General features: G+C 58.5%; 26 protein-coding genes. 15 read left to right on the top strand and 11 right to left on the bottom strand.

Annotation, left to right across the window (positions count from 1 at the left end; translation table 11 throughout):
- Positions 1–8: 8 nt before the first annotated feature.
- From GTU67_RS03540 to GTU67_RS03530, 3 genes are read left to right on the top strand one after another with little or no spacing between them, the layout of a single operon-like run.
- Positions 9–869 carry an endonuclease/exonuclease/phosphatase family protein gene (locus tag GTU67_RS03540; RefSeq protein WP_185778796.1) on the top strand — a complete coding sequence of 287 codons (861 nt, stop codon included), beginning with the start codon at positions 9–11 and terminating at the stop codon, positions 867–869.
- Positions 866–2,110 carry a cardiolipin synthase ClsB gene (clsB, locus tag GTU67_RS03535; RefSeq protein ID WP_185778795.1) on the top strand — a complete coding sequence of 415 codons (1,245 nt, stop codon included), beginning with the start codon at positions 866–868 and terminating at the stop codon, positions 2,108–2,110. The genes GTU67_RS03540 and clsB overlap by 4 nt, the downstream gene beginning before the upstream one ends.
- Before the next feature lie 20 nt (positions 2,111–2,130).
- Positions 2,131–2,835, top strand: coding sequence for a glutathione S-transferase N-terminal domain-containing protein (locus GTU67_RS03530; RefSeq protein ID WP_185778794.1), 705 nt, complete (start codon positions 2,131–2,133; stop codon positions 2,833–2,835).
- Between the two features lie 26 nt (positions 2,836–2,861).
- Here the strand turns inward: GTU67_RS03530 and GTU67_RS03525 are convergent, their stop codons facing one another.
- Positions 2,862–4,280: a GTPase/DUF3482 domain-containing protein gene (locus GTU67_RS03525; protein WP_185778793.1), complete on the bottom strand. Its 1,419-nt coding sequence runs from the start codon at positions 4,278–4,280 to the stop codon at positions 2,862–2,864.
- Positions 4,267–5,688, bottom strand: a complete 1,422-nt coding sequence (locus tag GTU67_RS03520) for a DUF2868 domain-containing protein (protein ID WP_185778792.1) — start codon at positions 5,686–5,688, stop codon at positions 4,267–4,269. The genes GTU67_RS03525 and GTU67_RS03520 overlap by 14 nt, the downstream gene beginning before the upstream one ends.
- A gap of 262 nt (positions 5,689–5,950) precedes the next feature.
- On the opposite strand from GTU67_RS03520, the gene GTU67_RS03515 reads away from it, so the two are divergent.
- The 9 genes from GTU67_RS03515 to GTU67_RS03475 are packed head-to-tail and all read left to right on the top strand — an operon-like array spanning position 5,951 to position 13,904.
- Positions 5,951–7,111 carry an ABC transporter substrate-binding protein gene (locus GTU67_RS03515; protein WP_185778791.1) on the top strand — a complete coding sequence of 387 codons (1,161 nt, stop codon included), beginning with the start codon at positions 5,951–5,953 and terminating at the stop codon, positions 7,109–7,111.
- A gap of 15 nt (positions 7,112–7,126) precedes the next feature.
- Positions 7,127–7,987, top strand: a complete 861-nt coding sequence (locus GTU67_RS03510; protein WP_185778790.1) for an ABC transporter permease subunit — start codon at positions 7,127–7,129, stop codon at positions 7,985–7,987.
- Positions 7,987–8,985 (top strand): branched-chain amino acid ABC transporter permease, encoded by a 999-nt coding sequence (locus GTU67_RS03505; protein ID WP_185778789.1) that lies wholly within the window; start codon positions 7,987–7,989, stop codon positions 8,983–8,985. The genes GTU67_RS03510 and GTU67_RS03505 overlap by 1 nt, the downstream gene beginning before the upstream one ends.
- Positions 8,982–9,731 carry an ABC transporter ATP-binding protein gene (locus GTU67_RS03500; RefSeq protein ID WP_185778788.1) on the top strand — a complete coding sequence of 250 codons (750 nt, stop codon included), beginning with the start codon at positions 8,982–8,984 and terminating at the stop codon, positions 9,729–9,731. Before GTU67_RS03505 ends, GTU67_RS03500 begins: the two co-directional genes overlap by 4 nt.
- Positions 9,728–10,453 (top strand): ABC transporter ATP-binding protein, encoded by a 726-nt coding sequence (locus tag GTU67_RS03495; protein ID WP_185778787.1) that lies wholly within the window; start codon positions 9,728–9,730, stop codon positions 10,451–10,453. The genes GTU67_RS03500 and GTU67_RS03495 overlap by 4 nt, the downstream gene beginning before the upstream one ends.
- Positions 10,454–10,478: 25 nt before the next feature.
- Entirely contained in the window at positions 10,479–11,699 is a 1,221-nt protein-coding gene (locus GTU67_RS03490) for a cytochrome P450 (protein ID WP_185778786.1), read from the top strand.
- A gap of 21 nt (positions 11,700–11,720) precedes the next feature.
- Positions 11,721–12,044, top strand: coding sequence for a 2Fe-2S iron-sulfur cluster-binding protein (locus tag GTU67_RS03485; RefSeq protein ID WP_172684671.1), 324 nt, complete (start codon positions 11,721–11,723; stop codon positions 12,042–12,044).
- A gap of 16 nt (positions 12,045–12,060) precedes the next feature.
- A complete protein-coding gene (locus tag GTU67_RS15285) occupies positions 12,061–12,675 on the top strand; it encodes a MarR family winged helix-turn-helix transcriptional regulator (RefSeq protein WP_012806006.1) in 615 nt (204 codons plus the stop codon).
- Positions 12,676–12,689: 14 nt separating this feature from the next.
- Positions 12,690–13,904, top strand: a complete 1,215-nt coding sequence (locus GTU67_RS03475) for an NAD(P)/FAD-dependent oxidoreductase (protein WP_172684665.1) — start codon at positions 12,690–12,692, stop codon at positions 13,902–13,904.
- Here GTU67_RS03475 and GTU67_RS03470 read toward each other — a convergent pair.
- Entirely contained in the window at positions 13,882–15,111 is a 1,230-nt protein-coding gene (locus GTU67_RS03470) for a CynX/NimT family MFS transporter (RefSeq protein WP_185778785.1), read from the bottom strand. The two genes, GTU67_RS03475 and GTU67_RS03470, sit on opposite strands and share 23 nt — an antisense overlap.
- Positions 15,112–15,283: 172 nt before the next feature.
- On the opposite strand from GTU67_RS03470, the gene GTU67_RS03465 reads away from it, so the two are divergent.
- Entirely contained in the window at positions 15,284–16,519 is a 1,236-nt protein-coding gene (locus GTU67_RS03465) for an MFS transporter (protein WP_185778784.1), read from the top strand.
- Here the strand turns inward: GTU67_RS03465 and GTU67_RS03460 are convergent.
- On the bottom strand, positions 16,516–17,400 hold the full coding sequence (locus tag GTU67_RS03460; protein ID WP_185778783.1) for a DMT family transporter: 885 nt from the start codon (positions 17,398–17,400) through the stop codon (positions 16,516–16,518). The two genes, GTU67_RS03465 and GTU67_RS03460, sit on opposite strands and share 4 nt — an antisense overlap.
- 71 nt (positions 17,401–17,471) lie before the next feature.
- On the opposite strand from GTU67_RS03460, the gene rfbC reads away from it, so the two are divergent.
- Entirely contained in the window at positions 17,472–18,023 is a 552-nt protein-coding gene (rfbC, locus tag GTU67_RS03455) for a dTDP-4-dehydrorhamnose 3,5-epimerase (protein WP_185778782.1), read from the top strand.
- Positions 18,020–18,913: a dTDP-4-dehydrorhamnose reductase gene (gene rfbD / locus GTU67_RS03450; protein WP_185778781.1), complete on the top strand. Its 894-nt coding sequence runs from the start codon at positions 18,020–18,022 to the stop codon at positions 18,911–18,913. Before rfbC ends, rfbD begins: the two co-directional genes overlap by 4 nt.
- Here rfbD and GTU67_RS03445 read toward each other — a convergent pair.
- The 7 genes from GTU67_RS03445 to GTU67_RS03415 form a co-directional block, all read right to left on the bottom strand.
- Positions 18,854–19,456 (bottom strand): TetR/AcrR family transcriptional regulator, encoded by a 603-nt coding sequence (locus tag GTU67_RS03445; protein WP_185778780.1) that lies wholly within the window; start codon positions 19,454–19,456, stop codon positions 18,854–18,856. The two genes, rfbD and GTU67_RS03445, sit on opposite strands and share 60 nt — an antisense overlap.
- Before the next feature lie 12 nt (positions 19,457–19,468).
- Positions 19,469–20,137 (bottom strand): glutathione S-transferase family protein, encoded by a 669-nt coding sequence (locus GTU67_RS03440; RefSeq protein ID WP_185778779.1) that lies wholly within the window; start codon positions 20,135–20,137, stop codon positions 19,469–19,471.
- 20 nt (positions 20,138–20,157) lie between these two features.
- Positions 20,158–22,056, bottom strand: coding sequence for an AMP-binding protein (locus GTU67_RS03435; protein WP_185778778.1), 1,899 nt, complete (start codon positions 22,054–22,056; stop codon positions 20,158–20,160).
- Between the two features lie 16 nt (positions 22,057–22,072).
- Complete coding sequence (locus tag GTU67_RS03430) at positions 22,073–23,071, bottom strand: NADPH:quinone oxidoreductase family protein (protein ID WP_185778777.1); 999 nt, start codon at positions 23,069–23,071, stop codon at positions 22,073–22,075.
- 106 nt (positions 23,072–23,177) lie between these two features.
- Positions 23,178–24,323, bottom strand: coding sequence for an ABC transporter substrate-binding protein (locus tag GTU67_RS03425; protein ID WP_185778776.1), 1,146 nt, complete (start codon positions 24,321–24,323; stop codon positions 23,178–23,180).
- Between the two features lie 93 nt (positions 24,324–24,416).
- Positions 24,417–24,902, bottom strand: coding sequence for a flavin reductase family protein (locus tag GTU67_RS03420; RefSeq protein WP_185778775.1), 486 nt, complete (start codon positions 24,900–24,902; stop codon positions 24,417–24,419).
- A complete protein-coding gene (locus GTU67_RS03415; protein ID WP_185778774.1) occupies positions 24,892–26,154 on the bottom strand; it encodes an acyl-CoA dehydrogenase family protein in 1,263 nt (420 codons plus the stop codon). The genes GTU67_RS03420 and GTU67_RS03415 overlap by 11 nt, the downstream gene beginning before the upstream one ends.
- Between the last annotated feature and the right edge of the window lie 9 nt (positions 26,155–26,163).

The following is a 26,163-nucleotide window of genomic DNA, read 5'->3' as shown; positions in this document are numbered from 1 at the left end:
TAACGACTATGTCGGTACTTCGGGTCGTCAGCTACAACATCCATAAGGGCCGCTCCGCCACGGGCGCGCGCGAGTCCCTTTCCCAGTTGCGTCTGGGGTTGTATGGGCTGCGGCCCGATTTGCTTTTTTTGCAAGAGGTGCAAGGGCGCAATCACCGGCAAAGCGTGCTCGACGCCCAGCACGAATCGCTGGGGGCCGCCCTGGGCATGGACGTCTGTTATGGGCGCAATGCCGTGCGCACCCACACCGACCATGGCAACGCGCTGTTGTCGCGCTTCGAAGTCCTGAGCTACGAGAACGAAGACGTATCCGATCATCGCCTGGAACAACGTGGGTTGTTGCATGCTGTGGTGTCCATCAACAACACCGATGTGCATTGCATTGTGGTGCACTTGGGGCTGTTTGCCGGCGGTCGATCCCGTCAGGTGCTGGCGCTGGTCGAGCGCATCCGGCGGCTGGTGCCCGCTGATGCCCCTTTGCTTATTGCCGGCGATTTCAACGACTGGAACAACCGCCTGGCACCGTTGTTCGTCAAGCAGTTAAGTTTGTACGAGGTGTTCTCGGTCGCGCCGCATGCGCCGCACCCGGGGCCGTTAACAATACCTGCGCCGCTCAAGGCGTTGGGCCAGTCGTTGCGTGTGCTGGGTGGCAATGGGGGTTTTGGCGGGCGCCCGCGCGAACTGGGTGTCGACGGTATGGCGCGTACCACGCCGCCGCCGCGCACGTTTCCCGCTGTCTTTCCCTGGTTCCGGCTCGATCGTATTTATCAGCGGGGCTTCGCCGTACGCACCGCGCGTGTGTTGCACGGCAAGCCCTGGTCGCAGTGGTCAGACCACGCGCCTATATTTACCGAGCTCGAGTTGCCTTGAACAAGCCTGGGCCAGACCGCTACCCGGATTTTGTCCGTTGGCGCGACGGCAACGAGGTTGCGCTGTTACAGAACGGCGCCGAATATTTTCCGACGCTGTTCCAGGCCATAGACCAGGCGCGCTTCAGCATTCAACTTGAAACCTATATTTTCAATCTTGACGACACTGGCCTGAAGCTGCTGGCGCATTTGCGTGCGGCCTGCGAGCGCGGTGTACGGGTGCGTGTTGTTGTCGATGGTTTTGGCAGCGCGCCCAATGCCGAAGCGATCGGGCGCGAGGTGATGCAAATGGGTGGGCGCTACCGCGTGTACCGACCCGAGCCGCAGGGCATTGAGTTTTACCGCTTCAGCTTGCGTCGTTTGCGGCGCTTGCATCGCAAACTGGTGGTCATCGACCAAAGTGTGGCCTTTGTGGGTGGTATTAATGTGCTGGACGACCTGGTTGATGTGCCGGATGACGGGCAAGGGCCCAAACCGCGCTTCGATTTTGCCGTTAAAGTGCGCGGCCCGATTGTGCAAGATTTGTTCAAGGCGCAAAGCGACTTATGGATGCGTATGGCCTGGCGGCATCGCAGCGATTGGGCCGCCTTTTATAAACGGGTCAGGGGCTGGCGCCGGCGGCGCGATATCGCACTGATGCAGCGGTCCGGCCCGGTGACCGGGGGCGTACGTGCGGCGGCGTTGTTCCGTGATAATGTCCGGTTTCGTAAAACCATCGAGTCTGCCTACATCGGCGCCATTTATCGAGCGCAGCGCGATATCCTGATTGCCAATTCATACTTTTTGCCTGGGCGCGCACTAAAAAAAGCCTTGCAAGATGCCGCAGCGCGTGGGGTCGCCGTGCGTTTGCTGCTGCAGGGGCGGTCTGAATATACTTTGCAGTTTAGGGCGTGCCGCAGCATGTATGGCAAGTTGCTCAAGCATGGCATTCGTATTTACGAATACATGCCCAGTTATTTGCATGCCAAGGTGGCCGTCATCGACGATCGCGCCATGGTGGGCTCGGCCAATATGGACCCGTTCAGTTTATTGTTGGCGCGTGAAGCCAACGTGTATGTAGACGACGCCGGTTTTGCCGCGCAATTGCGCGAACGGCTCGAAGCCCAATTGCAGGGCAGCAGCCAGAACGTTACCCCGCTGGTCTACGAAAAGCGATCGTGGCTGACGATGTTTCTTGATGCCTGCGCGCATCGCTTGTTGCGTCTGGGCGTTGCCGTTACTGGCAAGTCCTCTGAATACTGATTTTTTAATTAAGGTTCTCCATGTCTGATCTTTCTGCGTTTCCCATTACCCAAAAATGGCCGGCCATACACCCCGATCGTATTCAGCTTTATTCTTTGCCCACGCCCAACGGCGTCAAGGTGTCGATCATGCTCGAAGAGACGGGCCTGCCCTACGAAGCGCATCTGGTCAGTTTCCAGACCAACGACCAGTTAACGCCGGAGTTCGTGTCCCTGAATCCGAACAACAAGATCCCTGCCATCATCGACCCGAACGGCCCGGGCGGCAAGCCGCTGCCGCTATTCGAGTCGGGGGCTATTTTGGTGTATTTGGCCGAAAAAACCGGTAAGTTTTTACCTGCCGACCCGGTGCAGCGTTACACGACTTTGCAATGGCTGATGTTCCAGATGGGTGGCGTGGGGCCAATGTTTGGGCAGTTGGGCTTTTTCCACAAATTTGCCGGCAAAGACATCGAAGACAAGCGTCCGCGCGACCGCTATGTGGCCGAAACCCGGCGTTTGCTGGGGGTGCTGGACAAGCACCTGACGGGCCGCCAGTGGGTCATGGGCGACGACTACACCATTGCCGACATGGCCACGTTGCCCTGGGTGCGCAGCCTGATGCAGGTCTACGAGGCCGCTGATTTGATCGGCATCAACGACTTTTCTCAGGTCTTGCGCGTGCTCGACGCGTTCCTGGCGCGGCCGGCGGTTCAGGCCGGACTGAATCAGCCGCCGCGCAACTGACGGGGCGGGCGGGTCGCCGCGTCGGGTTAAGGGTTGGCCAGGCTGGTTGCCAGCCGTTCAACCAGGCGTTGGCGTCGTATCGACGTTTCGTAGTGTTCGTCGAGCGTTGACCACTGCGGGTTGCTGCGGGCTTCGATAATGGTTTCGGGCAGGCGCGGGTCGCTAAAGCCATTGACGCGTTCGATATCAATGGTGATGGGGTCTCTTGCGGCATGACCGCGTTGTTCCAGTGCTGCAATCAGGGCCATTTGGCGGGCCGCCAACAGCCGAACAACATTGTCATCAACCGAGACCTCTTGGTAGCCGCGCAGCTTGCCCAGCAGGCGTTTGCCAAAACGGTCGACCCCTTGCCAGGCGCCGCCCACTGCAGCGCCGATCATGGTGCCAGTGCCCAGGCTTAGTCCTGCGCTTAGCAAGTCGACGGTTAAACCCGCAGCGGCGCCCGCCGCCGCACCTTTACTGACTTCGATGCCGGCTTCTTTAAGGGTTTGGGGGCTGAACAAATCCATCCCCCAGCGCTCGCCCTCTAGAGGCAGCGCATGTTGCAGGAAGTCTTCGCGACGAAAGTTGTAGTGCTTGAGCAGGGCTTGCAGACAGGTTTGTTCGTGACGCCGGACCAGATCGCGCAATACCTGGGTGGTTTCTTCGATGGCGGCGCTGTCGGCTTTGGTGCTGATGCGCAGGGCGGCGACATCGACCAGCAGTTCGGCCAACAAGCGGTATGCGCCCTGGCGGCGTGTGTGCCGTTGTGCCTGGATATTGGCTTTCAAGGCAGCCAGCAGCGGCGCGTGGCGGTCGAGCAAAACGCCCAGCTTCTCGTAAAGCTGGTCTTCGCCGTCGAGTGACGGCGCCACTGTGTCGAACTCGACCATGGCATGCAGGTTCAGGCGGCCAAGGCCTTCGCGCCACTCGTCGACACGCTGGTATTTGTGTTGCGTAAAGTTCAGCACCGGCAAAATAGGGCGCCCGCATGAGGCCAGTATGGCCAGCTCTTCTTTATGCTTGCTTAGCATCGGGTCCCGGGTGTCGATGACGTACAACGCGGCGTCGCATTCAAGCAATTTTTTCAGGACACGTGCTTCTTGTTCGAAGCGGCGTCGGCTTTCAACTGAATCAAGAAAACGGTCGACACGGTCAAAGGCGTCCAGGCGTTCTTCTCGGGGGCAAAGGCGCTCGATGTAGTCCGACAAACCGATGGCGTCTTCAATGCCTGGCGTGTCAAAGAACTCGATGACGGGTGTTTCGTCGATGAGGAGTTGAATGCCTTCGACATGGCGGGTGGTGCCGGGACGGTCGCTGACTTCGCCAAAGTCGGGGTTGCGCGTTAGAGAACGCAGCAATGACGTTTTGCCGGTGTTGGTGTGGCCAACTACGGCAATGCGCAGCAGGACGTCGGGCGTCGGGGCCGGATCGGTGGGCGGCTGTGCGATATCAGTGGTTGCCATGCGGGGTGCTCAGGGTAATACCGGTTTGCGCCTTAAGGTTCGCCGGCCCGGTGTAAACACGGGCGCCGTCAAAGCCGGCGCGCTCAAGGTTTGCTTGCCATAGTGTAGTGCGATTGTTTTCAGGCATTGTGTCAGGCAGCAAAATCAGTACATGAAACTGTTTGCAGGTTTGGGCCAGCGCCTGAAAATACAGCAAGGTGCCGCGGTCGGGTGTCAGGCGGCCGTCGCACGCCGCAATCAGGTGATCATATTGCTTCGATTCCAGCACACTCAGCAGCGTATGACGTTGCTCGCGTGTATCGACCCGGCCCAGGTCGGTACCCAGGGTTTCCAGGCCCGACGGGGGCCAGGTAATGTCATTGGGCAGCTCAAGGGCCACCAATGCGTTATGGCCTCCCGGCGTCATGGGACGGCTCGGGCCAGCTTCGCGGGGGTGCGAGAAAAGGTCGGGGGCAGGCGCATCGATGCCGGTATTCAGGCTGCCGGGCATCAGGCGCGGCTTCAGTTCTATAAACCCGGGCAGCGTGGTGTCGAGGGTAAGGTGTTGCATGCGCCGTTGCCATGTTATTACGCAAGCCAGCAAGGCCAAAAACCGTGGCACGAAGCCGTAAGCAACAATAACGCCCAGCAACCACTGCGACCATATCGGCCCGGCGCCGATGTTGGCGGGCAGTGCGCCGGCCATGCTTTGCGATACGACGGTGTCGGCGGGTACCGGAAACCCGATCAGCGACGGCAGCCCGCCAAGCAGGCGGGTGATGGTCGCGAAGGTATCGGGGGCGAGCAGGGTCGTTTCCCACTGAAATACGTACTGGCGCGCCGACAGCAGGGCCAGCAATGTCAGCAGGGCAGCGACAAAAGCGACGCTCCAGACGGCGTGGGTCAGCATGCCCAGCATCGGCTTAAGGCCCTGGCTGCGCTGCAATGTGGCAACCAGCGCCTGCCCGGCCGCAGTGCTTTGGGGCGTGCGCGCCATGCGCGCGGTCATCCATAGCCAGACCGTGCCTAAACCGCTGGCGTGCGAACTGGACGCGGTAGTGCCAATTAACCAAAAGATAAAGGTCAGCGTATGCAGGCCCAACAGCAAGGCAATTGCCAGCATCAGGTTGACAGGACGGGTCCCATCACCCAAGGCGCCGGCCGCCAGCCCCGCGCCGGTCAATATTGCGGCAATCGCCATCACTGCAAATGCCAGCTTGCCCAGCGCTCGCCAGTGCACGAATGTTGTTTGTATGTTCTCGCGCTCGGCCAGGCCTTGGGCGCGTGCCACCAGGCGCTGGGCAAAACTGCCGCCGCGCCCAAGTGCGCGCGCTACCTGTGTCGTGTCTTCCAGGGCACCATCGCGCAGTTCTTTGATGCGAAGCGTCTCGGCCAGCCATACCGCGTTGAACGACAGCGCATCACGCATGATGCGCTCCGGACAAGTCTAAGTGAAAACCCCGAGTCGGGCTTGAAATAAAAACCATAAAAAGGCGTAGAGCAAGCAATGGCAAGGGAGAATATTAGGCTGGCCATCATGCCAGCGTCCAGTCAACAGGCGTTCGAGGTATTTTGTTGGGGTATCAACTAGTTGACTTACCAACTAGTTTGAACTTAGACTCGTTCCACGTGAGACAGAAAAGGGCCCGCAGAGGCCGACATCTGCTCACCCTAATAATCAAGGAGACAAAATGAAAGCACTACGTTTAGGTGCCATCGCACTGATGGCCGTGTCGTTGTCGGGTTTTGCGCAAGCCGAAACCGTGAAGGTCGGCATTATTGCCCCGTTTTCCGGCCCGTTTGCACACTACGGTAAATTGTTCAAAGATGGCGCCGAGTCGTATCTGGCGCAGCAAGGTGGCAAGTTTGGTGGTCACGATATCCAGATTATTTATCGCGACAGTGGCGGTCCCAACCCGGGCGGCACCAAAACCGTAGCCCAAGAGCTGATCGTCAATGAGCGTGTCGATTACCTGGGCGGTCTGGTGTTCACCCCTAACGCCATGGCGGTTGCGCCACTCATCCAGCAGTCCAAAACCCCCACGGTTATTTTCAACGCCGCAACATCTTCCATCAATACCAAGTCCGACTACTTCGTGCGTACGTCTTACACCCTGTGGCAGGTGACGGTACCCATCGCCCAATGGGCCAAAAAGCAGGGCATTAACAAGGTCGTGACTGCCGTTATGGACTACGCGCCAGGGGTTGACGCTGAAGCGGCCTTCAAAGACGAGTTCGCCAAGCAGGGCGGCGAGGTGGTCGAGAGCATTCGTATGCCGCTCAATACCAACGACTTCAGCCCGTTTGCCCAGCGCATCAAGGCCAGCGGCGCCCAGGCTGTTTATGTCTTTTTGCCCGGTGGCCCGCCTAATCTGGGTTTTGTAAATGCATACAACCAGAATGGTTTGCGTGAGGCCGGCATTCAGTTCCTGGGTACGGCCGAAATGGATGAGTTCGACCTGCAGAAGTTCGGCGACGCCTCGTTGGGCCTGCTGACTTCGTTTCACTACTCGGCCGATCACGATTCTGACGCCAACCGTCAATTTAAAGACGCCATGAAGAAACAGGCGGCCGATGCATTGGCCAACTATGCTTCGGTGGGGGCATACGACGGTATGCGCGTGATTCAAAAAATGGTTGAAGCTACCGACGGTAAAAAAGACGGTGACAAAGCCATGGCGGCCATTAAAGGCTTTGAATGGGAAAGCCCACGCGGCCCGGCAAAAATCGATCCGGATACCCGTCACATTACCCAGAACGTGTATTTGCGCAAAGTCGAGCGTAAAGACGGCATTCTGGTTAATGCCGAAATCGAAAACTTCGGTCCGCAACGCGACCACGGCTTGAAGTAATCGAAGGGGGCGGGTGTGCTGCTACTCAGCAATATTCTGATCGACGGAATCGTCTACGGGATGGTGTTGTTCGTCATCTCGGTGGGCCTTTCCGTCACCATGGGGTTGATGCGTTTCATCAACCTGGCCCATGGCGCATTTGCCATGATGGGGGGGTATGTCACGGCCATTCTGGTGCGTGAACAAGGTTACCCCTTCGTGACCGGCTTGTTGGTTGCCATTGTGGCCACCATGGTCGTAGCGGCACTGCTCGAAACTTTTGTGTTCCGTTTTCTGTACAAGAAAACGGAACTTCAGCAGGTGTTGTTCACCATCGGCTTTACGTTTGCCTGCATTGCTACGGCCAACTTCTTTGCCGGCGCCTATATTCAGCAAATACCTTTGCCCGAATTGCTGCAGGGGTCGATAAGCCTGGGTGAACGCACCTTGCCTAAACAGCGCGTGCTGGTCGTGGTGGCCGGGTTTGTCGTGGTGCTGCTTATCTGGCTGCTCATTTCCAAAACCCGATTTGGCATCTGGTTACGCGCGTCGGTCGACAATGCCGCCATGTCGTCATCGCTGGGGATCAATATCCGGGTGGTGCAGTGCGCCACCTTTGCGGCCGGGGCAGGTCTGGCGGCCTTGGGGGGAGTGCTTGGCGCCGAACTCATGCCCCTCGAGCCCTACTACCCCTTGAAGTATCTGGTCTTGATGCTGGTGGTGGTTGCCGTAGGCGGCTTGGGCAGTATTTCGGGCACGTTGGCGGCGGCCTTGTTGTTGGGCGTTATCGATACCACCAGCAAGTACCTGGCGTCCGACTTTGGCACATTCTTTTTCTACGCAGCCATGATTGTTTTGCTGGCGTTGCGACCTGAAGGCATTTTACGGAGACATTGATGACGTTATCCCCTGTTTCCGCGGGTATGGCCATGCGTCAATCCCCTTGGGGCTGGCTGGGCTATGTGGCTGCGCTGGCGGTTATTTTCTTGTTGTACTGGTATCTGCCCGGGCAGCTGCTTATTCTTACCCGCATTGCCATGATTGCCATATTGGTCATGTCGCTTGATCTGGTAACGGGTTATGGTGGTTTGCCCACATTGGGCCAGGCAGCCATGTTTGGTATGGGCGCGTATGCGGCCGGCCTGTTCGCCAAGTTTGTGATGCCCGACCCTTTGCTGGGGCTGTTGGTTGCTGCCGGCTCGGGCGCCCTGCTGGCTTTTATCGCCGGTTTGTTTCTGGTGCGCTACCAAGGGCTGGCGTTCTTGATGCTGACGATCGCGGTAGCGCTCATCATGCAGAATCTGGCCAGCAAGCTGCAGTTTATTACCGGGGGTGACGACGGCTTGTCCGGTTTCGAGGTGTCGCCTATTTTCGGCCAGTTCCAGTTCGATATTTTTGGCGTCACCGGCTACTGGTACAGCATGATCGTCATGTTGGTGTCGTTCGCTGTATTGCGGCGCATTATGCGTTCGCCGTTTGGCTTGTGTTGTGTTGGTATCCGCGAAAACCGCGACCGTATGGCCGCCAACGGCACGCGTATTTACCCTCATCTGGTCAAGCTGTACACGTTGTCGGGCGTATTCGCCGGTATTGCCGGGGGCCTGTTCGCCCAGGTCAACCAGGTCGTTGGCCTTGATAGCCTGGGCTTCGAGTTGTCAGCCGAGGCGCTGGTCATGCTGGTGCTTGGCGGGCTGGGTACGTTAAGCGGGGCCATTATCGGCACCACCTTGTACACCATGATCCATCACTTTGCCGCGACAGCGAACCCGTTCCATTGGTTGTTTGTCATTGGCGGGCTGCTGATGCTTGTCGTGTTTTTGCCTAAAGGCTTTTTGCAGCAGCTCATGCGCCGGTTAGGGTTGAATGTACTGGCACTCTTCGGGAGGCGCGCATGACGTTGCTGAAGGTTGAGCATCTTAAAAAATCGTTTGGGGGCCTGAAGGTCACTGACGATGTGTCGTTCAGTTTGTCGGCGGGCGAACGCCTGGCCATCATTGGCCCCAATGGCGCTGGCAAAACCACGTTGGTCAATCAGGTGGGCGGGGTGCTGCATGCCGACCAAGGGCGTGTGTTGCTGAACGACACCGACGTGACGTCGTGGCCCAGCTACAAGCGTGTGGCCCACGGACTGGTGCGTACTTTCCAGATTTCGAAGCTGGCGCCTGACATGCCGGTGATTGACCAGGTGGCGCTGGCTATCCATCAGCGAGATGGTTCGATTGGTCAGATGTGGCGAAGCAAAAACTCATACCCCCACATTATTGACGAGGCCGCAAACATTCTGGCCGAGCTGCAGTTAACGCGCGTAGCCCACAACACGCCGTCTGAAATGGCGTATGGCGATCAACGTCTGGTTGAAGTGGCACTTGCGCTGGCGCTGCGGCCTAAGGTGTTGTTGCTCGACGAACCTATGGCCGGCGTGCCCAAGTCAGAGGCGCAATTGGTGCTCGATGCCCTTGAGCGTTTGCCCGCCGATTTGGGGGTGGTGATTATCGAGCACGATATGGACCTGGTATTCCGTTTTGCGAGCCGCATTCTGGTGCTGGCCAATGGCGCGGTCTTGGCCGATGGCACTCCCGATGAAATTCGCCGCAACGACGTGGTTCGTGCGGTGTACCTGGGTAAAGAGGGACAGATATGAGTCAGCTATTGGCTTTAGAGGGCCTTGAAGCCGGATACGGCCCACTTACGGTGTTGCATGGCGTGTCGTTTGGTATTGCCGAAGGCGAGCGGGTGTGTCTGATCGGCCGAAACGGCGTGGGCAAGTCGACCACACTGAAAACCATTATGGGGCTGACCGACTACCGCCGCGGCAGCGTGGCCTGGAAGGGTACCGACGTGGCGCGGCGCAGCACGGTCGACCGCGCCCGGATGGGTATAGGCTACGTGCCGCAAACGCGCGACGTCTTTCCGTCACTCACCGTCGAAGAAAACCTGATCGCGGGACTGCGTAACCGGCCCGCCTCTGAAATTCAGCATGCCTACCAGCTGTTTCCACGCCTGCAAGAGCGTCGCAACAACCCGGGGACGGCGCTTTCTGGCGGCGAGCAGCAAATGCTTTCAGTGGCCCGTACCTTGTTGGGCAACCCGCAGTTGTTGCTGCTCGACGAGCCGCTTGAGGGCCTTGCGCCCATTATTTGCGAGGAACTGATGCACGCGTTCGACCAGTTAAGCCAGCAGCATGGCGTAGCCATTTTGCTGGTCGAGCAAAAAGTACAAGAGGCCCTGAAGTTTGCCCAGCGAGCCCTCATTCTTGACCACGGTGCAGTCGTGCACGAAGGCCCCACCGCAGAACTGATTGAAGACCCTTCGGTACTTGACCGCCATATTTCGGTGGCTGCAGTGCCGGGGCAAACCCATTAAGCAGAATACGAAGCAGGAGACAACCATGAAAATTCATGCCAGTAAAACCCAGACGCCGCCGGCGCATGTCACTCGTCTCGATATCGACCCGTTCGGCGACGATTTTTTAACCATGCCGTATCCGCATCACGAAATTATGCGTGAAGCGGGCGAGGTTGTTTGGCTGGATACCTACGGCTTGTGGGCGTTTACCCGCTATCAACCCGTCAAGGCTGGCCTAAGCGATTGGCAAAACTTTATTTCCTCTGCTGGCGTTGGTCTGGCCAACTTCCGTACCGAAAAGCCGTTTCGTCCCCCCAGCCTTATTCTCGAAGCCGATCCACCCGATCACACCAAGGCTCGCGCGATTCTTGCGCGTATTTTGTCGCCTAAGGTTGTGCAGCAGGTGCGGGCCGAATTCCAGGCTCAGGCCGAGGCGCTGATTGATCGTCTGGTCGAAAAGGGCGAGATCGACGCCATTAATGATCTGGCCAAGGTGTATCCGCTGCGCGTGTTTCCTGACGCCGTTGGCTTGCCCGATGAAGAGCGTGACACGCTGCTGCTTTATGGCGATATGGTGTTCAATGCCTTCGGGCCGCGCAACCATGTGTTTCAGAAAGCGGTCGAGCGCTACGAGCCGGTGCGTGAGTGGATTATGGATAAGTGTCGCCGCGAGGCGCTGCGCCCGGATGGCTTTGGCGACCAAATTTATCAGGCGGCAGATGCGGGCGAAATTACCCATGAAGAGGCCACGATGCTGGTGCGCTCGTTCTTGTCAGCCGGGGTCGACACAACGGTTAACGGGATCGGCAACGCGATCTATTGCTTCGGGCAGTTTCCCGACCAGTACGCCAAGCTCGCAGCAGACCCTGCGCTGGCGCGCATTGCCTTTGAAGAAACATTGCGTTTCGAGTCCTCGGTACAAACTTTCTTCCGTACGGTGAATCGCGATGTTGAGTTTGCCGGTGCCCAAATGCAAGAGAACGATAAAGTGCTCTTTTTCCTGGCGGCGGCCAACCGCGACCCACGTCAGTGGAAAGATCCTGAGGTATTCGACATTGAGCGCAAGCCGGTGGGGCACATGGCCTTTGGCACGGGCATTCACGGTTGTGTCGGTCAGGCCATCGCCCGGCTGGAAGGCGAGCTTATACTCACGGCCCTGGCCCGTAAGGTCAAGCGCATTGAAATCATCGGTGAGCCGGTTCGCCGCCTGAACAATACGCTGCGCGCGCTCGAGTCTTTGCCGGTGCGCCTGGTTCCGCATTAACAGAAAAGAGGTTTGATTAAAGTGGCTGTTGTTAAATATATAAGTGCCGACGGTGCAGTGACCGAGATTGATGTTTCGCCGGGTGTCAACCTGATGCAGGCGGCTGTCAACGGTGGCGTCTCCGGGATTGTGGGTGAGTGTGGCGGGTCGGCCATGTGCGCGACCTGTCATGTGTATGTCGATGAAAACGACATGGGCAAGTTCGACGCGGCCAATGCGCCCGAGCAAGAAATGCTCGAGTGCACGACCAGTCCGCTCAAGCCCACCAGCCGACTCAGTTGCCAACTGGTAATTAAAGACGACTGCGATACGATCACGGTACACTTGCCCGAAACACAGCAATAACGCGGGTTTACGGCATATGGCCAAGGCAAAAGGTTCGGTTTCGACGGCAGCGCCAACGGGTGGGCGCGGTATGCGCGCACCCCGCAAGCGGGCGGGGGTAACGCCCGTACAGCAACCGTTGGTGCCAGAGAACCCGACCGGCGGCATTGACCTTGAACAATATGTGCCGGCCTACCTGACGTTTACCGCTACCAAGCTGGCCAGTGGTGCCGCCGCCGTTTACCGCAAGTATTACGGGGTCGGCATCGAGGTCTGGCGGGTGCTGGTCATGCTGGCGCTTGAGGAAAAAGTGTCGGTCAATATGGTGTGCAAGCTCATTGGCATGGACAAGGGCTCGGTCAGTCGCTGCTTTAAAACCATGTACGAAAAGGGCTTCATCACGTTTTCGGTCGACCCTGACGACGGCCGGGTGCGTTATGCTACTTTAACGCCGGCCGGCCGCGCCAAGCACGACGAAATCAAGGCTGTGGCGCTCGAGCGCCAGCGTGTGTTGCTGTCATGTTTGTCCGACGCAGAGGCCCAGACGTTCATGGGCTTGTTGCTGCGCGTGCACGCCAATTTGCCGAACGTCGAAAAGGCAACCCAGGCCTACATCAAAGAAAAAGGCCCCAAAGCCATTACGTCAACCTGAAGGATGATCCCGTTGTGAAGAATATCGTTGTTGTCGGGGGCGGGCATGCCGCAGCCCAGTTTTGTGCATCCGTCCTTGAAGCCGGCCAGCCGGTAAAGCTGACCCTGATCACTGAAGAAGGCTATTTACCTTATCAGCGGCCACCCCTGTCAAAAACCTTCATCAAAGACGAAAACCCACAACCGGCGTGGCTGCGGCCGGGCAGTTTCTATGCTGACAACGGCATTAATGTCCACGTTAATACGTGTGTCACTGCCATCGACCGCGAAGTGCAACAGGTCACGGTCAATTCGGGCGATACGTTCCCGTATGATGTTCTGGTGTTGGCCACGGGTACGCGTGCACGGATGCTGCCCCTGTTCGAGGGCGAATTCAGTAATGTCTTCACCTTACGCACCATCGACGACGCACAGCGACTGCGCGACCAGATTGGAGCGGCCAATAACGTGCTGGTGTTTGGTGGCGGGTTTATCGGGCTCGAGCTGGCCGCTACTGCGTCGGCGTTGGGCAAGCAGGTAACCGTGCTTGAAGCGGCCGATCGTTTGCTGGGCCGCTCTGCCTCACCTGAAATTTCCGATTATCTGTTGCGTACCCATCGTGCCAATGGCATTGCCATCGAGCTGGAGTGTCGGGCTGACCGCCTTGAAACAGCCGACGGCGTGGTCAAGGGCGCCTGGGTCGGCGATCGCTTTTTTGCGGCCGATGTTGTTGTGGTTGGTGTGGGTGCCGTGCCTAATGTTGAACTTGCCCAAGACGCCGGGCTCGATTGCGACAACGGCATTGTGGTCAACGAATTCATGCAAACCAGCGACCCTGCGGTATACGCGATTGGCGACTGCACCGTGTTTCCGTCGGCCATGCTGGGGCGTCGGGTGCGTCTGGAGTCTGTCCAAAATGCCAACGATCAGGCGCGCTGCGCTGCGCGCAGTATTTTGGGTGACCCGTCGGCGTATTCGGCCATGCCGTGGTTCTGGTCAGACCAGGGGGCAACGCGTATCCAGATCGCGGGTGTACCCGATGCGCATCACGAACGCGCGGTGCGCGGCAACCCGGCCGATGGCAAGTTTTCGGTACTGTATTTTGATGGCGACCGCCTGACCTGCGCCGAATCGATCAATTCGCCGGCAGATCACCTGGCCTCGCGTCGCCTGATTGCCGACAAGGTGGTGGTTGATCGGGCTCAGGCTTTGGATACCTCGGTGGCGCTCAAGACTTTGGGTCTGGCTTGATATAAAGATTGCGCCCGGCACCCATGCCAAATGTGAACGAACCCGTCGCCAGTACAAGGTAGAACACGGCAACTGCGTGCCAGTTGCCGGTGAGCTCGTGCAGCACACCCACAATAATGGGGCCGGTTGCGGCTACGGTGTAGCCTACCCCCTGGGCCATGCCCGATAGCGATGCGGCTACTTGAGGACTGGGGGCGCGCAACACCAGCAGGGCCAACGCCATACTAAAGACCCCGCCTAACCCCAAGCCTAAAATGGTTGACCATAGCCACATGGTTTCAAGCGGGGCGTATATGGTGGTCATCAGTCCCACAACCGAGAGCGCCAGCATGAGCGCGATCGTGCTGCGCTGGTCTTTGCTTCGGGTGGCCATCCAGGGCGCCGATAACGATGTAATGACCTGAACGCCCATACAAATAGACAACATGAAGCCGGCGGCCAGGGGGGTAAGGCCGCGATCGACCAAAATTACGGGCAACCAGCCAAATACGCAATAGGCAATGGACGATTGGATGCCCATGAACAAAGACACCTGCCAGGCCAGTGCGTTGTGACGCAATTTTGGTAGCTTGGCTGTGGCCGCGAGCGGATTGGCTTTACCGGCCTTTGAATAAGGTAGCCACAACGCAATGGCAATAAACAGGGGCAGGTTCCAGAATGCCAGGGCCCAGCGCCAATCGCTGCCGGGAATGGATTCGACCGGCACCGTAAACGCCGCAGCTACTGTAGCCCCCAGGCACAGCGCGGTTGAATAAAGCCCCATCATGGCGCCGGCCTGTGTGGCAAAGTTCTTTTTGATTAAGCTGGGTAGCATGACCATGACGACGCTTATGGCCGCACCGGAGACCAGCGTACCCGCAAACAACCCGAAGGTGCCGAACAGGCTTCGTAGTGCGACGCCCACACACAGCACGAGCAGCGCCAGCGTGACCAGTTGTTCGGGGGAGCGATAGCGTTGCAGCCGCGGCGCAAAGGGAGCGAAGGCGCCAAAGCACAGAATGGGTAATGTCAGGAGCAACCCCACCATGGTGCCGGACAGCGACAGGTTTTGCCGTATGGATTCGACCACGGGGCCGACGCTGATGAGCGCGGAACGCAGGTTGATGGAGATGAAGCAGATGGCAAATACAAGCAGCAACTTCGAGCGGATGGTGCCTTCGGTTTGCGTGGTTGAAGGCGGTTGTGCAGCATCTGGGTGTGTTGACATGGCAACCTGAAATACAAAGCCTGTTGGTGCAGTACAAGCGGTTAGCGGGCGTGTTTAAAGGCAGTGTGCCACAATATTTGTAGCGGTGGCATACCATAGCATTGATGTGCTTACAGTGTGCTTTAATGCGGTCACTTAACGCTTGTCTTTTCAAATTCGCGGGTTGTTTTTTATGTCTTCAGTCGCTTCCCGGGGGCCGGTCACCTCTAATACTTTTGCCTACATTGTGTTTGTAGCCGGGGTGTGTGCGGCACTGCACGTCTGGAAGTTGCCGCCGGCCCTGCCCGAGCTTCAGCGTCAGTTGGGCATGACGCTGGTCGAGTCGGGCTTTCTGCTGTCGCTGGTGCAAATGGGCGGCATGAGCCTGGGGTTGATGATCGGGCTGGTGGCCGAAAAAGTTGGTTTGCGCCGATGTATTTTGCTGGGCCTGTCGTTGCTGACGGCCAGCTCCGCGCTGGGCCCTTTGTTCGAAAGCAAAACGGCCCTGTTGTTGTTCCGGGCCCTCGAGGGCCTTGGGTTCCTCATGGTGGTCATGCCTGCGCCTGGGCTAATACGGCGCCTGGTCGAACCGGCCTATTTAAGTCGCCTGCTTGGGCTTTGGGGCTGTTATGTACCCTTTGCCACCATTATTGTCTTGATCTTTGGCTCGTGGTTGCTCAGCTTCTCGCATTGGCAGGTGTTGTGGTGGGTGCTGGCAGTGCTTACCGGCGCCATCTGGTGGCTGGTGTTGTCACGGGTGCCCTCCGATGCGGTGTACCGTAGCGCAGCGGCAACCGACGCGGCTGCCGCTGCGCCGCCGCGTGCCTGGAGTATTGTCTGCCAAACGCTGTCTTCCCGAAATGTCTGGCTGGTGGCGTTAAGCTTTTTGGCGTACTCGTCGCAATGGATGGCTGTGGTCGGTTTTTTGCCGTCTATCTACGTTGTCGAGGGCTTCTCCGGCACAACAGCCGGCTTCATGACAGCCATTGTGGGCGGCAGCAATGCGTTGGGTAATTTTTGGGGCGGCCGTTTGTTGCACAAAGGCTGGCAGCCGCAAACGCTTATTGCCACAGGCTTCATCACCATGGGGTTGTGCTCGTTTGTGGCATTTGCGTTAAATATTTCAACCCCGGTCCAACTGGTCATGGTGTTTTTGTTCTCGGCCGTTGGCGGGCTGATTCCGGCGACGCTGTTTTACCTGGTGATTCAGTTGGCGCCGTCGCGCCAGACAACCTCTACATCAGTAGGCTGGATGCAGCAATGCACCGCGTTGGGCCAGTTTATCGGCCCGCCCATTGTGGCCTGGGTGGCCACATTGGCCGGTGGCTGGCAAATGACATGGGTGGTGACGGGGCTGTTTTCGTTGGCCGGCATTACCATGGCCTGGATGCTGGGCAAAGCGCTGCAGGCGCGCGGCACGCCGGTTTAGTTTTTTGGGGTGCGGCGAAACCGTACGCCGGTTGCCAAAAAAGTGCCCGCCAGCACCACGCAAGCGCCCACCACAATGGCGGGCGTTAGTGGCTCACCTAAAAATATCACACCCCACATTACGCCCATGGGCGGCACCAAAAAGGTGACGGTAATGGTTTTGGTTGGGCCGACACTGGCCAACAGCCTGAATAGCAGCACGTAAGCCAGGCCGGTACACAGCACACCCAGGGCAATCGCAGCCGACCAGGCCGTTACCGACACCTGGGCCGAATCGGGCCAGGTAAGCAGGGCGAGCGGCATGAAAATTATGGCCGTGGTGCCAACGCTGCCCGCGGCACTGGCCATTGGGTCGACGGTTTTAAGATACAGCCCCGAATAGCAAGCGGCAATGGCGTAGCACAACGGGGCGCCCAGGCCGGCAATAACCGGCAGCAAATGGGTGGCGCCGGAGCTGGACTGCAGGTCGTCTGACACCAGGATAAGAATGCCCGCGAAGCCCAGTACAAGCCCCCCGATGCGAGGCGCGGTCATGCGTTCTTTTAGCCAAACCCTGGCGATCAGCCCGCCAAAAAGGGGTGTCATGGCATTAAGAATAGCCAGCAGGCCCGATGTGAGGTGTTGTGCGGCATAAGCCAGCATTAAAAACGGGAAGGCCGAATTGAACAGCCCCGCCACGCTGATGACGCGCCAATTCTGGATAAGGCTGGGCATTTTGCCTAGTGCGATCACCAGCGCCATCAGGAACACCCCGCCCGCAAAAGCGCGGATCTCGATGAGGGGCATGGGCCCGACTTCGTGAATGGACAGCAACATGAACAGAAATGATCCGCTCCAGATGATGCTGAGAATAATGAGATTGCGCAGATCTTTTAAAGGCATGTGCGTGAGTGCAGGCAAAATTTGATGGTAGATTGTAGGAGCAATTGCATAACGATGGGGGCCGCAGGCCAATGAAGGTTACCGACACCGCACTTCAAGACGTCAAGCTCATGACGCTTGATGTGCATCGCGATAATCGGGGGTATTTTCTCGAAACCTTCCAGGCGCGCCGCTATGAAGCGCAGTTGCCGGGGTACCAGCCGTTTGTGCAAGATAACTGCAGCTACTCTGCGCGAAATGTGGTGCGCGGTTTGCACTATCAGCTCAAGCACCCGCAGGGTAAGCTGGTGCGTGTGGCGCGGGGCGAAATCATCGACGTCACCGTTGACGTACGGCGCGACTCCCCGCAGTTCGGCCAGGCGCAAATGGTGGCGATGTCGGCACAACACTTTACGCAACTATGGGTGCCGCCCGGCTATGCGCACGGTTTTGTCGTGGTGTCAGATGACGCCTTGGTCGAATACAAATGTACTGATTTTTATCAGCCTGGCGATGAAGTCTGTCTGCGTTGGGATGATCCTGCACTGGGTATTGATTGGCCGGTATCCGAGCCGGTAGTTTCCGAGAAAGACAGGCAAGGTTTGTCGTTGTCTGCGCTGTGCGAGTTACGGAGCGTTTTTTGAAAGTATTGATTTTCGGTGGTGCCGGGCAATTGGGCCGGTGTTTGCAGGATCGTGCGCCGGCGTCTTGGCAGGTGCATGCGCCCACGTCGGCACAGGTCGATATTACGCAGCCCGCCCAGGTTGCCGGTGCGGTGGCTTCGTTTGTACCAGATGTGCTGATCAATGCCTCGTCGTATAACGCTGTAGACGCCGCCGAGTCTGACATTGATCGTGCGTATGCCGTTAACGCCCACGGCCCCGAGCATATGGCGCGGGCGGCTCGTGGTTGCGGCGCCCGCTTCTTTCATGTTTCGACAGACTATGTGTTCGACGGCACGCGTCAGTCGCCTTATACCGAAGACGACACGCCTGCTCCCCTGAGCGTGTATGGGCAGTCGAAGCGGGCAGGTGAACTGGCGGTGCTTGCCGCCAACCCCGACGCGATCGTGGCGCGAACCGCCTGGCTGTTCAGCGAGTATGGCAAGAATTTCGTCAAGACCATCTTGGCGTTGGCAGCACAAAACAAACTACTCACGGTGGTTAACGACCAGGTGGGGTCTCCCACCTATGCCGGCGATCTGGCCGATGTCCTTATTGGGCTCGCCGGTCGCGATGCGATAACTGGCGGCATTTACCACTTTGCCGGTCGCGAGGTGGTGACGTGGTTTGAATTTGCCGGCGCTATTTTGGCGGGCGTGCCGCACCAGTTGCAGCCCATTACCACCGACGACTACCCGGCGCGGGCGCGGCGTCCGCAGTACTCGGCCCTGGCGTGCCGGAAGTTGCAGGCGCTGGGCTTTAAGCCGCACGCGCTGTCTGAGAATCTGGACTATGTCCGCAGCAGGCTGGCTTTAATCGATGGCAAGCTGGCGCACGCCGTTCAGGAAGGTGTCGGCAATCATCGCAGATAAGTCGGCGGGCTTGATGGAGCCGGACGGTTTGTACCAGACAGGGATCCAGTTGGTCATGCCGAAATACAGCATGGCCATGGCAGTGACTTTTTTGCGGGTGATCTCAACGTCGGGCCGCAGCGACTGTATCAGCAGCACCGCCCGGTTGATGATGCGTTCTTGAATGACAATGACCGACCGCATGGCGGTCTTGTTCAAGTAGCGCATCTGGGTGATGAGTACCGTCATTTCTTCGGGGACCCGAATGTACTCGTTGACCAGCGTTGTGGTCAGGGCCCGAAACTTCGCCTCGGGGGTGTGTTCGGCCTCGATGGCCGCGTCGACTTTCCAGGCCAGGTCTTCGATTTTCCAGGTAATCAGGCCATACAAAATGGCGTGCTTCGAGCGGTGGTAATGGTAAAGCGAAGACTTTTTCACGCCGCATTGGGTGGCAATGTCTTCAAGCAGGGTTTCGCTGTAGCCTTGGCGGGCGAACAAAACTGCCGCTGCCTTAAGGATATCTTTTTTTCGGTCTTCGTAATCCAGTGCGCGTGTGCGTGCCATGTTGGTGTCCGTTCAAGCGGGTGAGGCTTTGCCAAATCGTTGGCGAAATTCTACCCGCAGGTCGGCTTGCGTGCGCTGTATGCTGGGCCGCGTGACCAGCTTTTCAAGGTAGCCGGCCAGTGGTGGCAGCGCGTCGTGCAACAGGCTGGCCGCGCCGACAAACTGCAGGGCGCGTTGCATGGTGGCAAAGTGCGCCCAGGCGGCGGCATCGGCGTGGGTAAAGTCATTGCCGCACAGCCATGGCAAAAAGTCGGCCCGGCGAGCCAAAAAAACAAGCCCGTGTGATACATCGGCGATGACTTCTTCGGCCAGGCCCGGGGCCAGTTTTGCACCCCAGAAGGCGGCGCCATAAAGCCTTCTTGCGGGCAACTCAAGGTAGAGCTCAAGGTAGCTGGTCAGTTCGCGACAGCGCGCCCGCTCGATAGTGTTGACGGGGTACAGGCTTGGGGCTTGTTCACGTGTTTCTTCGAGGTATTCGACGATGGCTTGCGATTCGAAAACCAGGTGCCCGTCCGGCGTTTCCAGATAGGGGACTTTGCCGGTGGGGCTGCCGTCGGGCCAGCGGTCGGCGGGCCGGATAAGGACTTCTTCAAAAGGCCGGTTTTGCTCCAGCAGGGCAATTTTGACCTTGTTGTAGTAGTTGCTTAAAGGTGTGCCGTAAAGGCGAATCGGTTGGGTCATAAGGGCTTCGTGCGGGGTTGTCAGGTGTCGATGATCAGGCAATCGCTGTCTAAAGTCTGGCCATCGTACAGGCGTTTAACCGCCTCGGCGCGCCTCTTGAGGACGCCGGACTGGTTGATATAGCCTTTATCGGTGATTTCGTTGTCGTCGATGCTGGGCGGGCTGTCCAGCAGCAGGGCGCGCGCAATTCGGGTGCTGCTGCCAGGAAAGTTGCGGTTATGGCGTTCTATTCCCTCACGAATGATGTCTTGCAGCGGTGCAAATTGCGTCAGGGCGGCATCATCCAGGTCGGCGGCTCCGGCAAGGCGCTTGCGAATTTGTGAGGTGTTCAGAAAGAACAGTGCGCCCAATTCGTTGCGGTCGTGACCGGTAAGAACGGCATCGGTGACAAACGGGTGCAACTGGGGCAAAAGGTTGCCGCGCACCGTGGCAACAGATACCCAGGTGCCGGTAGCCAGCTTGAAGTTTTCAGACAGGCGCCCGGCATAAAAAAGCCCTTCTTCCGGGTGTTCATCGTCGGCAAAAACCACGGCATCGCCTGTCAACATAAAGCCTTCTTCGTCGTAGCTTTTCTGGTTGGCGGCATCATCGTTGTAGTAGCCCCGTGTAATGTTGGGGCCGCGAAACCGGATTTCGTACCGGTCTCCCAAGGGGACGAGCTTTGCCTCGACGCCGGGCGCAGGCAAACCCAGTGTGCCCAGTACTTTGGGTGGCCACCAGATCAGGGTGGCGGGCATGGTAGTTTCGGTTGAACCCAGCGATGACGAGATAGGGATGCGCCGCCCGGTAGCCTGGGCGCTCAGCTGCTCGAGCTTGAGCAGTGTATTTGGCGCCAGCGACGCGCCACCATAAACAATAGCGTTCAGGCGGGCGAAGATGTCTTTGGCGATAGCCGGGTCGTCTTCCATGGCGGCGACCAGCATATCCAGGCCGCGGGGCACATTGGTCATGACATTGGGTTTGATGTCGCGCAGGTGTTGTACTGTGCGGCCAATCAAATGTGGCACGGGCTTGCCATCGTCAAGGTAAAGCGTGCCGCCGTGGCGCAGCACCATGGCCAACGCACCATGGGCGCCCGCCGTGTGGTTCCAAGGCAGCCAGTCGACCATGACCAGCGGCTCTTTGGCCAGAAAAGGCCAGACCTGATCCCACAGCACACCCGAGGCAATGATGTTGCGTTGGGTCATGATGACGGCTTTGGGGCTGCCGGTGGAGCCGGACGTAAGGAGCAGGCGGGCAATGGTGTCGTGCCCCACGCGCCCGAAGGCCTCTTCAACAGCATGGGTCGGGGAGGTTGCTGCCGCGCGGTCAAAGGGTATCGCGTCAGCATTTACGTTGTCGTCGCAAAGCCAGAGCGCGTCGGGGCTGTGGGCTCGTGCCACAGCCAGGGCTTTGGCAAACCGCCGGCTATTGCCGGCATAGATTAGCGCGGGCAAGAATCGTTGTGACAGGTCGGCAATTTTCCCGCAGGCCTCTGACATGAGACTGTAGGCGGGCGAAACCGGCATGACTGGCACGCCGATTTGCATGGCGGCAAATTGCAGTAGGGCCTGGTTAATGCTGTTTTCGCTCAGAATCAATACAGGTCGCCCGGCGGGCAATTGCTGGTCAAGCAGCCACTGTGACACCGCGTTGGCTTTGGTCAGGGCCTGGGCGTAGGTCAGGCGTTGCCATTGGCCGTCCGCTCCTGGTTCGGCCAGAAAGGTCTGGTGGGGACGTTGGGCGGCATGATGACGCAGATACTCGCCAATTTGCGTCACGGGCAGTGCAGCCAGGGGTTGACGGTTCGACAAAATCAGCGATCCGTCTGGCTGCGGTGTCAGCAGAACGTCGACCGGCGCAAAGTCCACTTCTCGAAAGGGGGCGTCGGGTCGCAGTGGCTCGATGGCCTGGATAGTTTCTGGAATATGACGGCTCATGCTGCAGTATCCGTAATCAGGGGGTGTTGAATCCCAGTAAAACTTTGGTGCCGCGTGGTGCGGAAGAAAAGCGTTCCCAGATGTCGGTAAACGATTGGGCCGGCCAGGTTTCGTGGGGTGATGGTGTAAGTGTGCCTTGAGCCATGAGCCCGAACATTTGCGCCATTTGCTGCGTAAATGCCGATGTTTCCTGGACAAGCAGCCCGCCGCAATAAACACCGACGACCGATGCGCCCTTGAGCAGCAGCAAATTGGTGGGCACTTTTGGGATGTCGCCGGCAGCAAAGCCGATGACCAGCAGGCGGCCGCGCCAAGCCAGGTTACGCACGCCGGCCTCGGTGTAAAAGTCGCCAACCGGGTCTACCACAATGTCTGCGCCTGCCTTGTCCAGCAGCTCGCGCAGTCCTTCTTTTAGCGTGTCTGGCGTGACGGTGATTTGCCTTTGACGGGTGGTGTCTTCCAACTGCAGGCCATCGGCGACGCGCATCACGGTATAGACCTGGGCGCCGGCGTGATGGGCAATTTGCACGCACGCTTTGCCGACCGCGCCGTTGGCGCCAAACACGACCACGCGGTCGCCGGCGGTCAGGCTGGCGCGGTCGATCAGGCCATGGTAGGCCGTAAGATGGGAATTGATGGAGGCGACGGCATCGGCGGGCGCCAGGCCGGCCGGGATATGAACCAGACGATGGGCTGGGGCGACCAGGCGTGCCGCCCAGGCCCCTACAACGCCGCTGGAAACCACCGCGTCGCCGGGTTTGAAACCGCGAACTTCGCTGCCGATTTCGATGATTTTGCCGGCGGCATCCAGACCGGGAGTAAAGGGCAGGTCGGGTTTGTCTTGGTAGCGCCCCTGCACCAGCAAATGATCGGTAAAGTTGAACGCCGCGCAGTCGACGGCAATACGTACGTCGGTTGGGCCCAACGGTGGGTTCTTTGCAGCAACCATGCCGATGGCGGGCGGGTTGCCGTAGGCGGTGCAATGCAAGGCAAAGTCTGAGGTGGTTTGGGTCATTCTGAAACCTGCAAGATACGACCAGCCCCGGTCGGCCATGGGTTGGCCGACCGATAAGCTGAAAGCTAAAGGAAGGGCGGGCGACCGAACAGTCGCCCGTAAGGCCTTATTTGGCCAGTGCCCAGGTGCCGTCTTTGACCGTCACCAGCTCGACGCCGCGATGGTCAAAGCCGCTGTGGTCCTGGGGCGTCATGTTGTAAATGCCCTGGGTGCCGGGAACTTCTTTGATGTTTTCAAGGGCATCGCGCAGGGCGACCCGGAAGGCCTCGGTACCGGGTTTTGCAGTTTTTAGGGCTTCGGGTACGGCTTTTTCCAGCAAAATGCCGGCATCCATCATGTTCCCGCCAAATGTGGCAGGTTCGTTACCGTGCATGGCTTTGTAGGCATTGATGTAGTCAAGGGCCACTTTCTTGGCGGGGTTGCTGTCGGGCACGTCGTTGGGGACAAGCATGACGCTGCCGCCCAGGATGGTGCCTTCGATTTTTTTACCCCCCAGCTTGATGAATTCGTTCAGTGCCGCGCCGTGGGTTTGGTAGAACTGCCCTTTGTAGTTCATGTCGGTGAGTGTGACTTGGGGCAGTACGGCTGGCCCGCCCGGGGCTGCGACCAGCACGGCGTCGGGCTTGGCCGACAAAATACGTAATGCTTGGCCGGTGACCGAGGTGTCGGGCCGCTTGAAGCGCTCGTTGGCAATGATTTCGATGCCGCGCGCCTTGGCCGCATCTGAGGCCACCTTGAACCAGGTTTCGCCGAACGTATCGCCGGTGCCAATGAAGCCGATTGTTTTCACGCCGTTGGCTTTCATGTGGTCGAACAGTTTGTCGGCGACCAGGCCGTCGTTTTGTGTGGTTTTAAATACCCAGCGGCGCTTGTCGTCCATGGGCAGGACGATGGCGATGGTGCCGACGGGGGCCAGTGTGGGCAGTTTGGCTTCGGCGACGAAGTCAAGAATGGCCATGGCATTGGGTGAGCTAGATGGCCCGACCAGCACATCGATTTTCTCTTCCGAGATCAGCTTCTTGACCACCGTGACGGTGTTGGATGGGTCGCTGCCATCATCGAACGTGATGTATTCGACTTTCTGGCCGGCGATTTCTTTGGGCATTAGGGGGACGGTGTTCTTTTGCGGAATACCGATGAGGGATACCGGGCCGGTGGCCGACGAAACGACGCCGACTTTAAGTTGGGCATGCGCCGATGCGGCAAACGCCAGACCGGCAATCAGGGCAAACAGTGTCTTCTTAAGTTGCATGAGGTGTCTCCGGGTTGTTGTACTACGTTGATCGGGTTGAATCAGCGCCAGACGTCTGTGGTCTGTCAGGATGTGGTGGGTGAGCCTGTTGTCTTATTGTTCGTGCATGGCGGTGGCGTATCGCCCTTGCCAGTACACCAGCGGCGGGCCGTCGCGGTGACTGAAGTGCTCGACAAGGCCCAGAATAATGTCGTGGTCGCCGGCCTGGACCAACGTGTGGGTGTCGCACTCGAAAGTCGCCAGTGCGCCGTCAATGACAGGGAGGCCATATGCCGACGGTGTGAACGCAATGCCCTGGAAGCGCCCTTCGATGGGGCCCGTCATTTGCTGGGCCACATGACGCTGGTCGCGCGCCAGAATGTTCACGACGAAGCGGCCCTGGCGGCTGATGACCTGGTGTGCCGTTGTGCCGCGTACAACGTTCCAGCTGATCATTGGCGGCGACATCGACACACTCGAGAATGAATTGATTGTCAGGCCATAGGGCTGGCCGTCTTCAGCCAGCATCGTAATGACCGCGATGCCGGTGGCAAACCGGCCAAATGCCTGACGCAGTTCTGGTTTCTGGTTAGTCGTCATCACGTTCGCCTTCCTTGTATAAAAGTCCGTAGCCCAGGCGGTCAATACAGATTTCAGCCGTCCATGGGAGCATAAGCGCCCCACACCGGCTGTCGCGGTACAAGCGTTCCAGCGGGAATGTCTTCAGCATGGCCTGGCCGCCACAAACGCGGACGGCCATGGCGCATATCTCGGCACAGTATTCCATAACTGTGTACTGGCAGGCATAGGCGCGTGAGCGTTCTTCGCGGCTGGGTCGGCGCTTGAATTCCGACGTGACACGATGGAACAAGGCCCAGGCCTGTTGCAGCTTGATATACATCTCGGCGATGGCGTGTTGTTTGGTGGGATACATGCGGCGTTTGACGTTGACGCCGGCGACATCGCCCCGCAGATAGGCCACAGAAAAGTCGAAAGCGGCCTGAGCAACACCCATATAAGTGGGGGTGAGCGTCATGAACATGTGCGGATACTGCGATGCCGCTTTGATGTAGATGCCTCGGGGCATCAGTTGGGCTGTGTCGGGTACATGCACATCTTTGAAAATAAGCGTGCGCGAGACAGTGCCTCGCATGCCCAGAGGATCCCAGTCGCCGACCACCGAAACACCAGGCGCATCGGCCGGGATGGCGATGAACAGCGTGTCGGCCAAGGTGGCATTGGGCACGTCTTCGGTACACAAGACGCCGTAGTAATTGGCATGGCCCGACAATGACGCGAAAATTTTCTTGCCGTTGAGCACCCAGCCGCTGTCGCTGCGGGTGGCCGTAGTGCCAAAGGGGTGCTTGCCGGCGGCGGCGCCACTGCCTTCTGAAAATGGTTGCGAATAGATGCTGCCATTGATCATGTTGCCGTAATGAATCGCCCGATTGTGTTCGTGCGATTCGCGCTCGGCATCGGTCAGGTCCATGGCGTCGATCATGTCGGCCGTCCAGAGGGCGTTGGCATTATGCATATTGAAGGTGTTGGCTGTATTGCCGCAGTAATAGGCAATACGGCTGGCCACCAGCGTGTAGGTGCGATAGTCGGCGCCCAGGCCGCCCAGGCGTTTGGGTACGCACAACCCCAAAAAGCCCATGGCTTTCAGGTCTTCGTAGTTTTCTGTGGGGAAACTGGCTTCACGGTCGTGTTTAAACGCACGTTCGGCCCATGTGACACCGTATTCGTCGACTTTAGCGATAAGGTGCTTTTGCTCGTCAGTCAGGGGCAGGCCATGAAAGTGGGCATTGCTGTCGGCAGAGTGAGCGTATTCGGCGAGGTAGCTGCTATCCATGATCGTATC

It is taken from the genome of Pusillimonas minor (assembly GCF_014237865.1).
In the GTDB taxonomy this organism is placed as follows: Bacteria; Pseudomonadota; Gammaproteobacteria; order Burkholderiales; family Burkholderiaceae_B; genus Neopusillimonas; species Neopusillimonas minor.
This window is presented reverse-complemented; position numbering and strand designations above follow the sequence as displayed.

Excerpts from the sequence above, each read along its gene's own strand:
- GTU67_RS03435 (WP_185778778.1), bottom strand. The coding sequence starts at position 22,056 with ATGAGCCGTCATATTCCAGAAACTATCCAGGCCATCGAGCCACTGCGA.
- GTU67_RS03420 (WP_185778775.1), bottom strand. The coding sequence starts at position 24,902 with ATGACGACTAACCAGAAACCAGAACTGCGTCAGGCATTTGGCCGGTTT.
- GTU67_RS03430 (WP_185778777.1), bottom strand. The coding sequence starts at position 23,071 with ATGACCCAAACCACCTCAGACTTTGCCTTGCATTGCACCGCCTACGGC.
- GTU67_RS03445 (WP_185778780.1), bottom strand. The coding sequence starts at position 19,456 with ATGGCACGCACACGCGCACTGGATTACGAAGACCGAAAAAAAGATATC.
- GTU67_RS03465 (WP_185778784.1), top strand. The coding sequence starts at position 15,284 with ATGTCTTCAGTCGCTTCCCGGGGGCCGGTCACCTCTAATACTTTTGCC.
- GTU67_RS15285 (WP_012806006.1), top strand. The coding sequence starts at position 12,061 with ATGGCCAAGGCAAAAGGTTCGGTTTCGACGGCAGCGCCAACGGGTGGG.
- GTU67_RS03515 (WP_185778791.1), top strand. The coding sequence starts at position 5,951 with ATGAAAGCACTACGTTTAGGTGCCATCGCACTGATGGCCGTGTCGTTG.
- rfbC (WP_185778782.1), top strand. The coding sequence starts at position 17,472 with ATGAAGGTTACCGACACCGCACTTCAAGACGTCAAGCTCATGACGCTT.
- GTU67_RS03505 (WP_185778789.1), top strand. The coding sequence starts at position 7,987 with ATGACGTTATCCCCTGTTTCCGCGGGTATGGCCATGCGTCAATCCCCT.
- GTU67_RS03490 (WP_185778786.1), top strand. The coding sequence starts at position 10,479 with ATGAAAATTCATGCCAGTAAAACCCAGACGCCGCCGGCGCATGTCACT.
- GTU67_RS03540 (WP_185778796.1), top strand. The coding sequence starts at position 9 with ATGTCGGTACTTCGGGTCGTCAGCTACAACATCCATAAGGGCCGCTCC.
- GTU67_RS03415 (WP_185778774.1), bottom strand. The coding sequence starts at position 26,154 with ATGGATAGCAGCTACCTCGCCGAATACGCTCACTCTGCCGACAGCAAT.
- GTU67_RS03440 (WP_185778779.1), bottom strand. The coding sequence starts at position 20,137 with ATGACCCAACCGATTCGCCTTTACGGCACACCTTTAAGCAACTACTAC.
- GTU67_RS03520 (WP_185778792.1), bottom strand. The coding sequence starts at position 5,688 with ATGCGTGATGCGCTGTCGTTCAACGCGGTATGGCTGGCCGAGACGCTT.
- GTU67_RS03425 (WP_185778776.1), bottom strand. The coding sequence starts at position 24,323 with ATGCAACTTAAGAAGACACTGTTTGCCCTGATTGCCGGTCTGGCGTTT.
- GTU67_RS03530 (WP_185778794.1), top strand. The coding sequence starts at position 2,131 with ATGTCTGATCTTTCTGCGTTTCCCATTACCCAAAAATGGCCGGCCATA.
- GTU67_RS03500 (WP_185778788.1), top strand. The coding sequence starts at position 8,982 with ATGACGTTGCTGAAGGTTGAGCATCTTAAAAAATCGTTTGGGGGCCTG.
- GTU67_RS03470 (WP_185778785.1), bottom strand. The coding sequence starts at position 15,111 with ATGTCAACACACCCAGATGCTGCACAACCGCCTTCAACCACGCAAACC.
- GTU67_RS03460 (WP_185778783.1), bottom strand. The coding sequence starts at position 17,400 with ATGCCTTTAAAAGATCTGCGCAATCTCATTATTCTCAGCATCATCTGG.
- GTU67_RS03525 (WP_185778793.1), bottom strand. The coding sequence starts at position 4,280 with ATGGCAACCACTGATATCGCACAGCCGCCCACCGATCCGGCCCCGACG.
- GTU67_RS03495 (WP_185778787.1), top strand. The coding sequence starts at position 9,728 with ATGAGTCAGCTATTGGCTTTAGAGGGCCTTGAAGCCGGATACGGCCCA.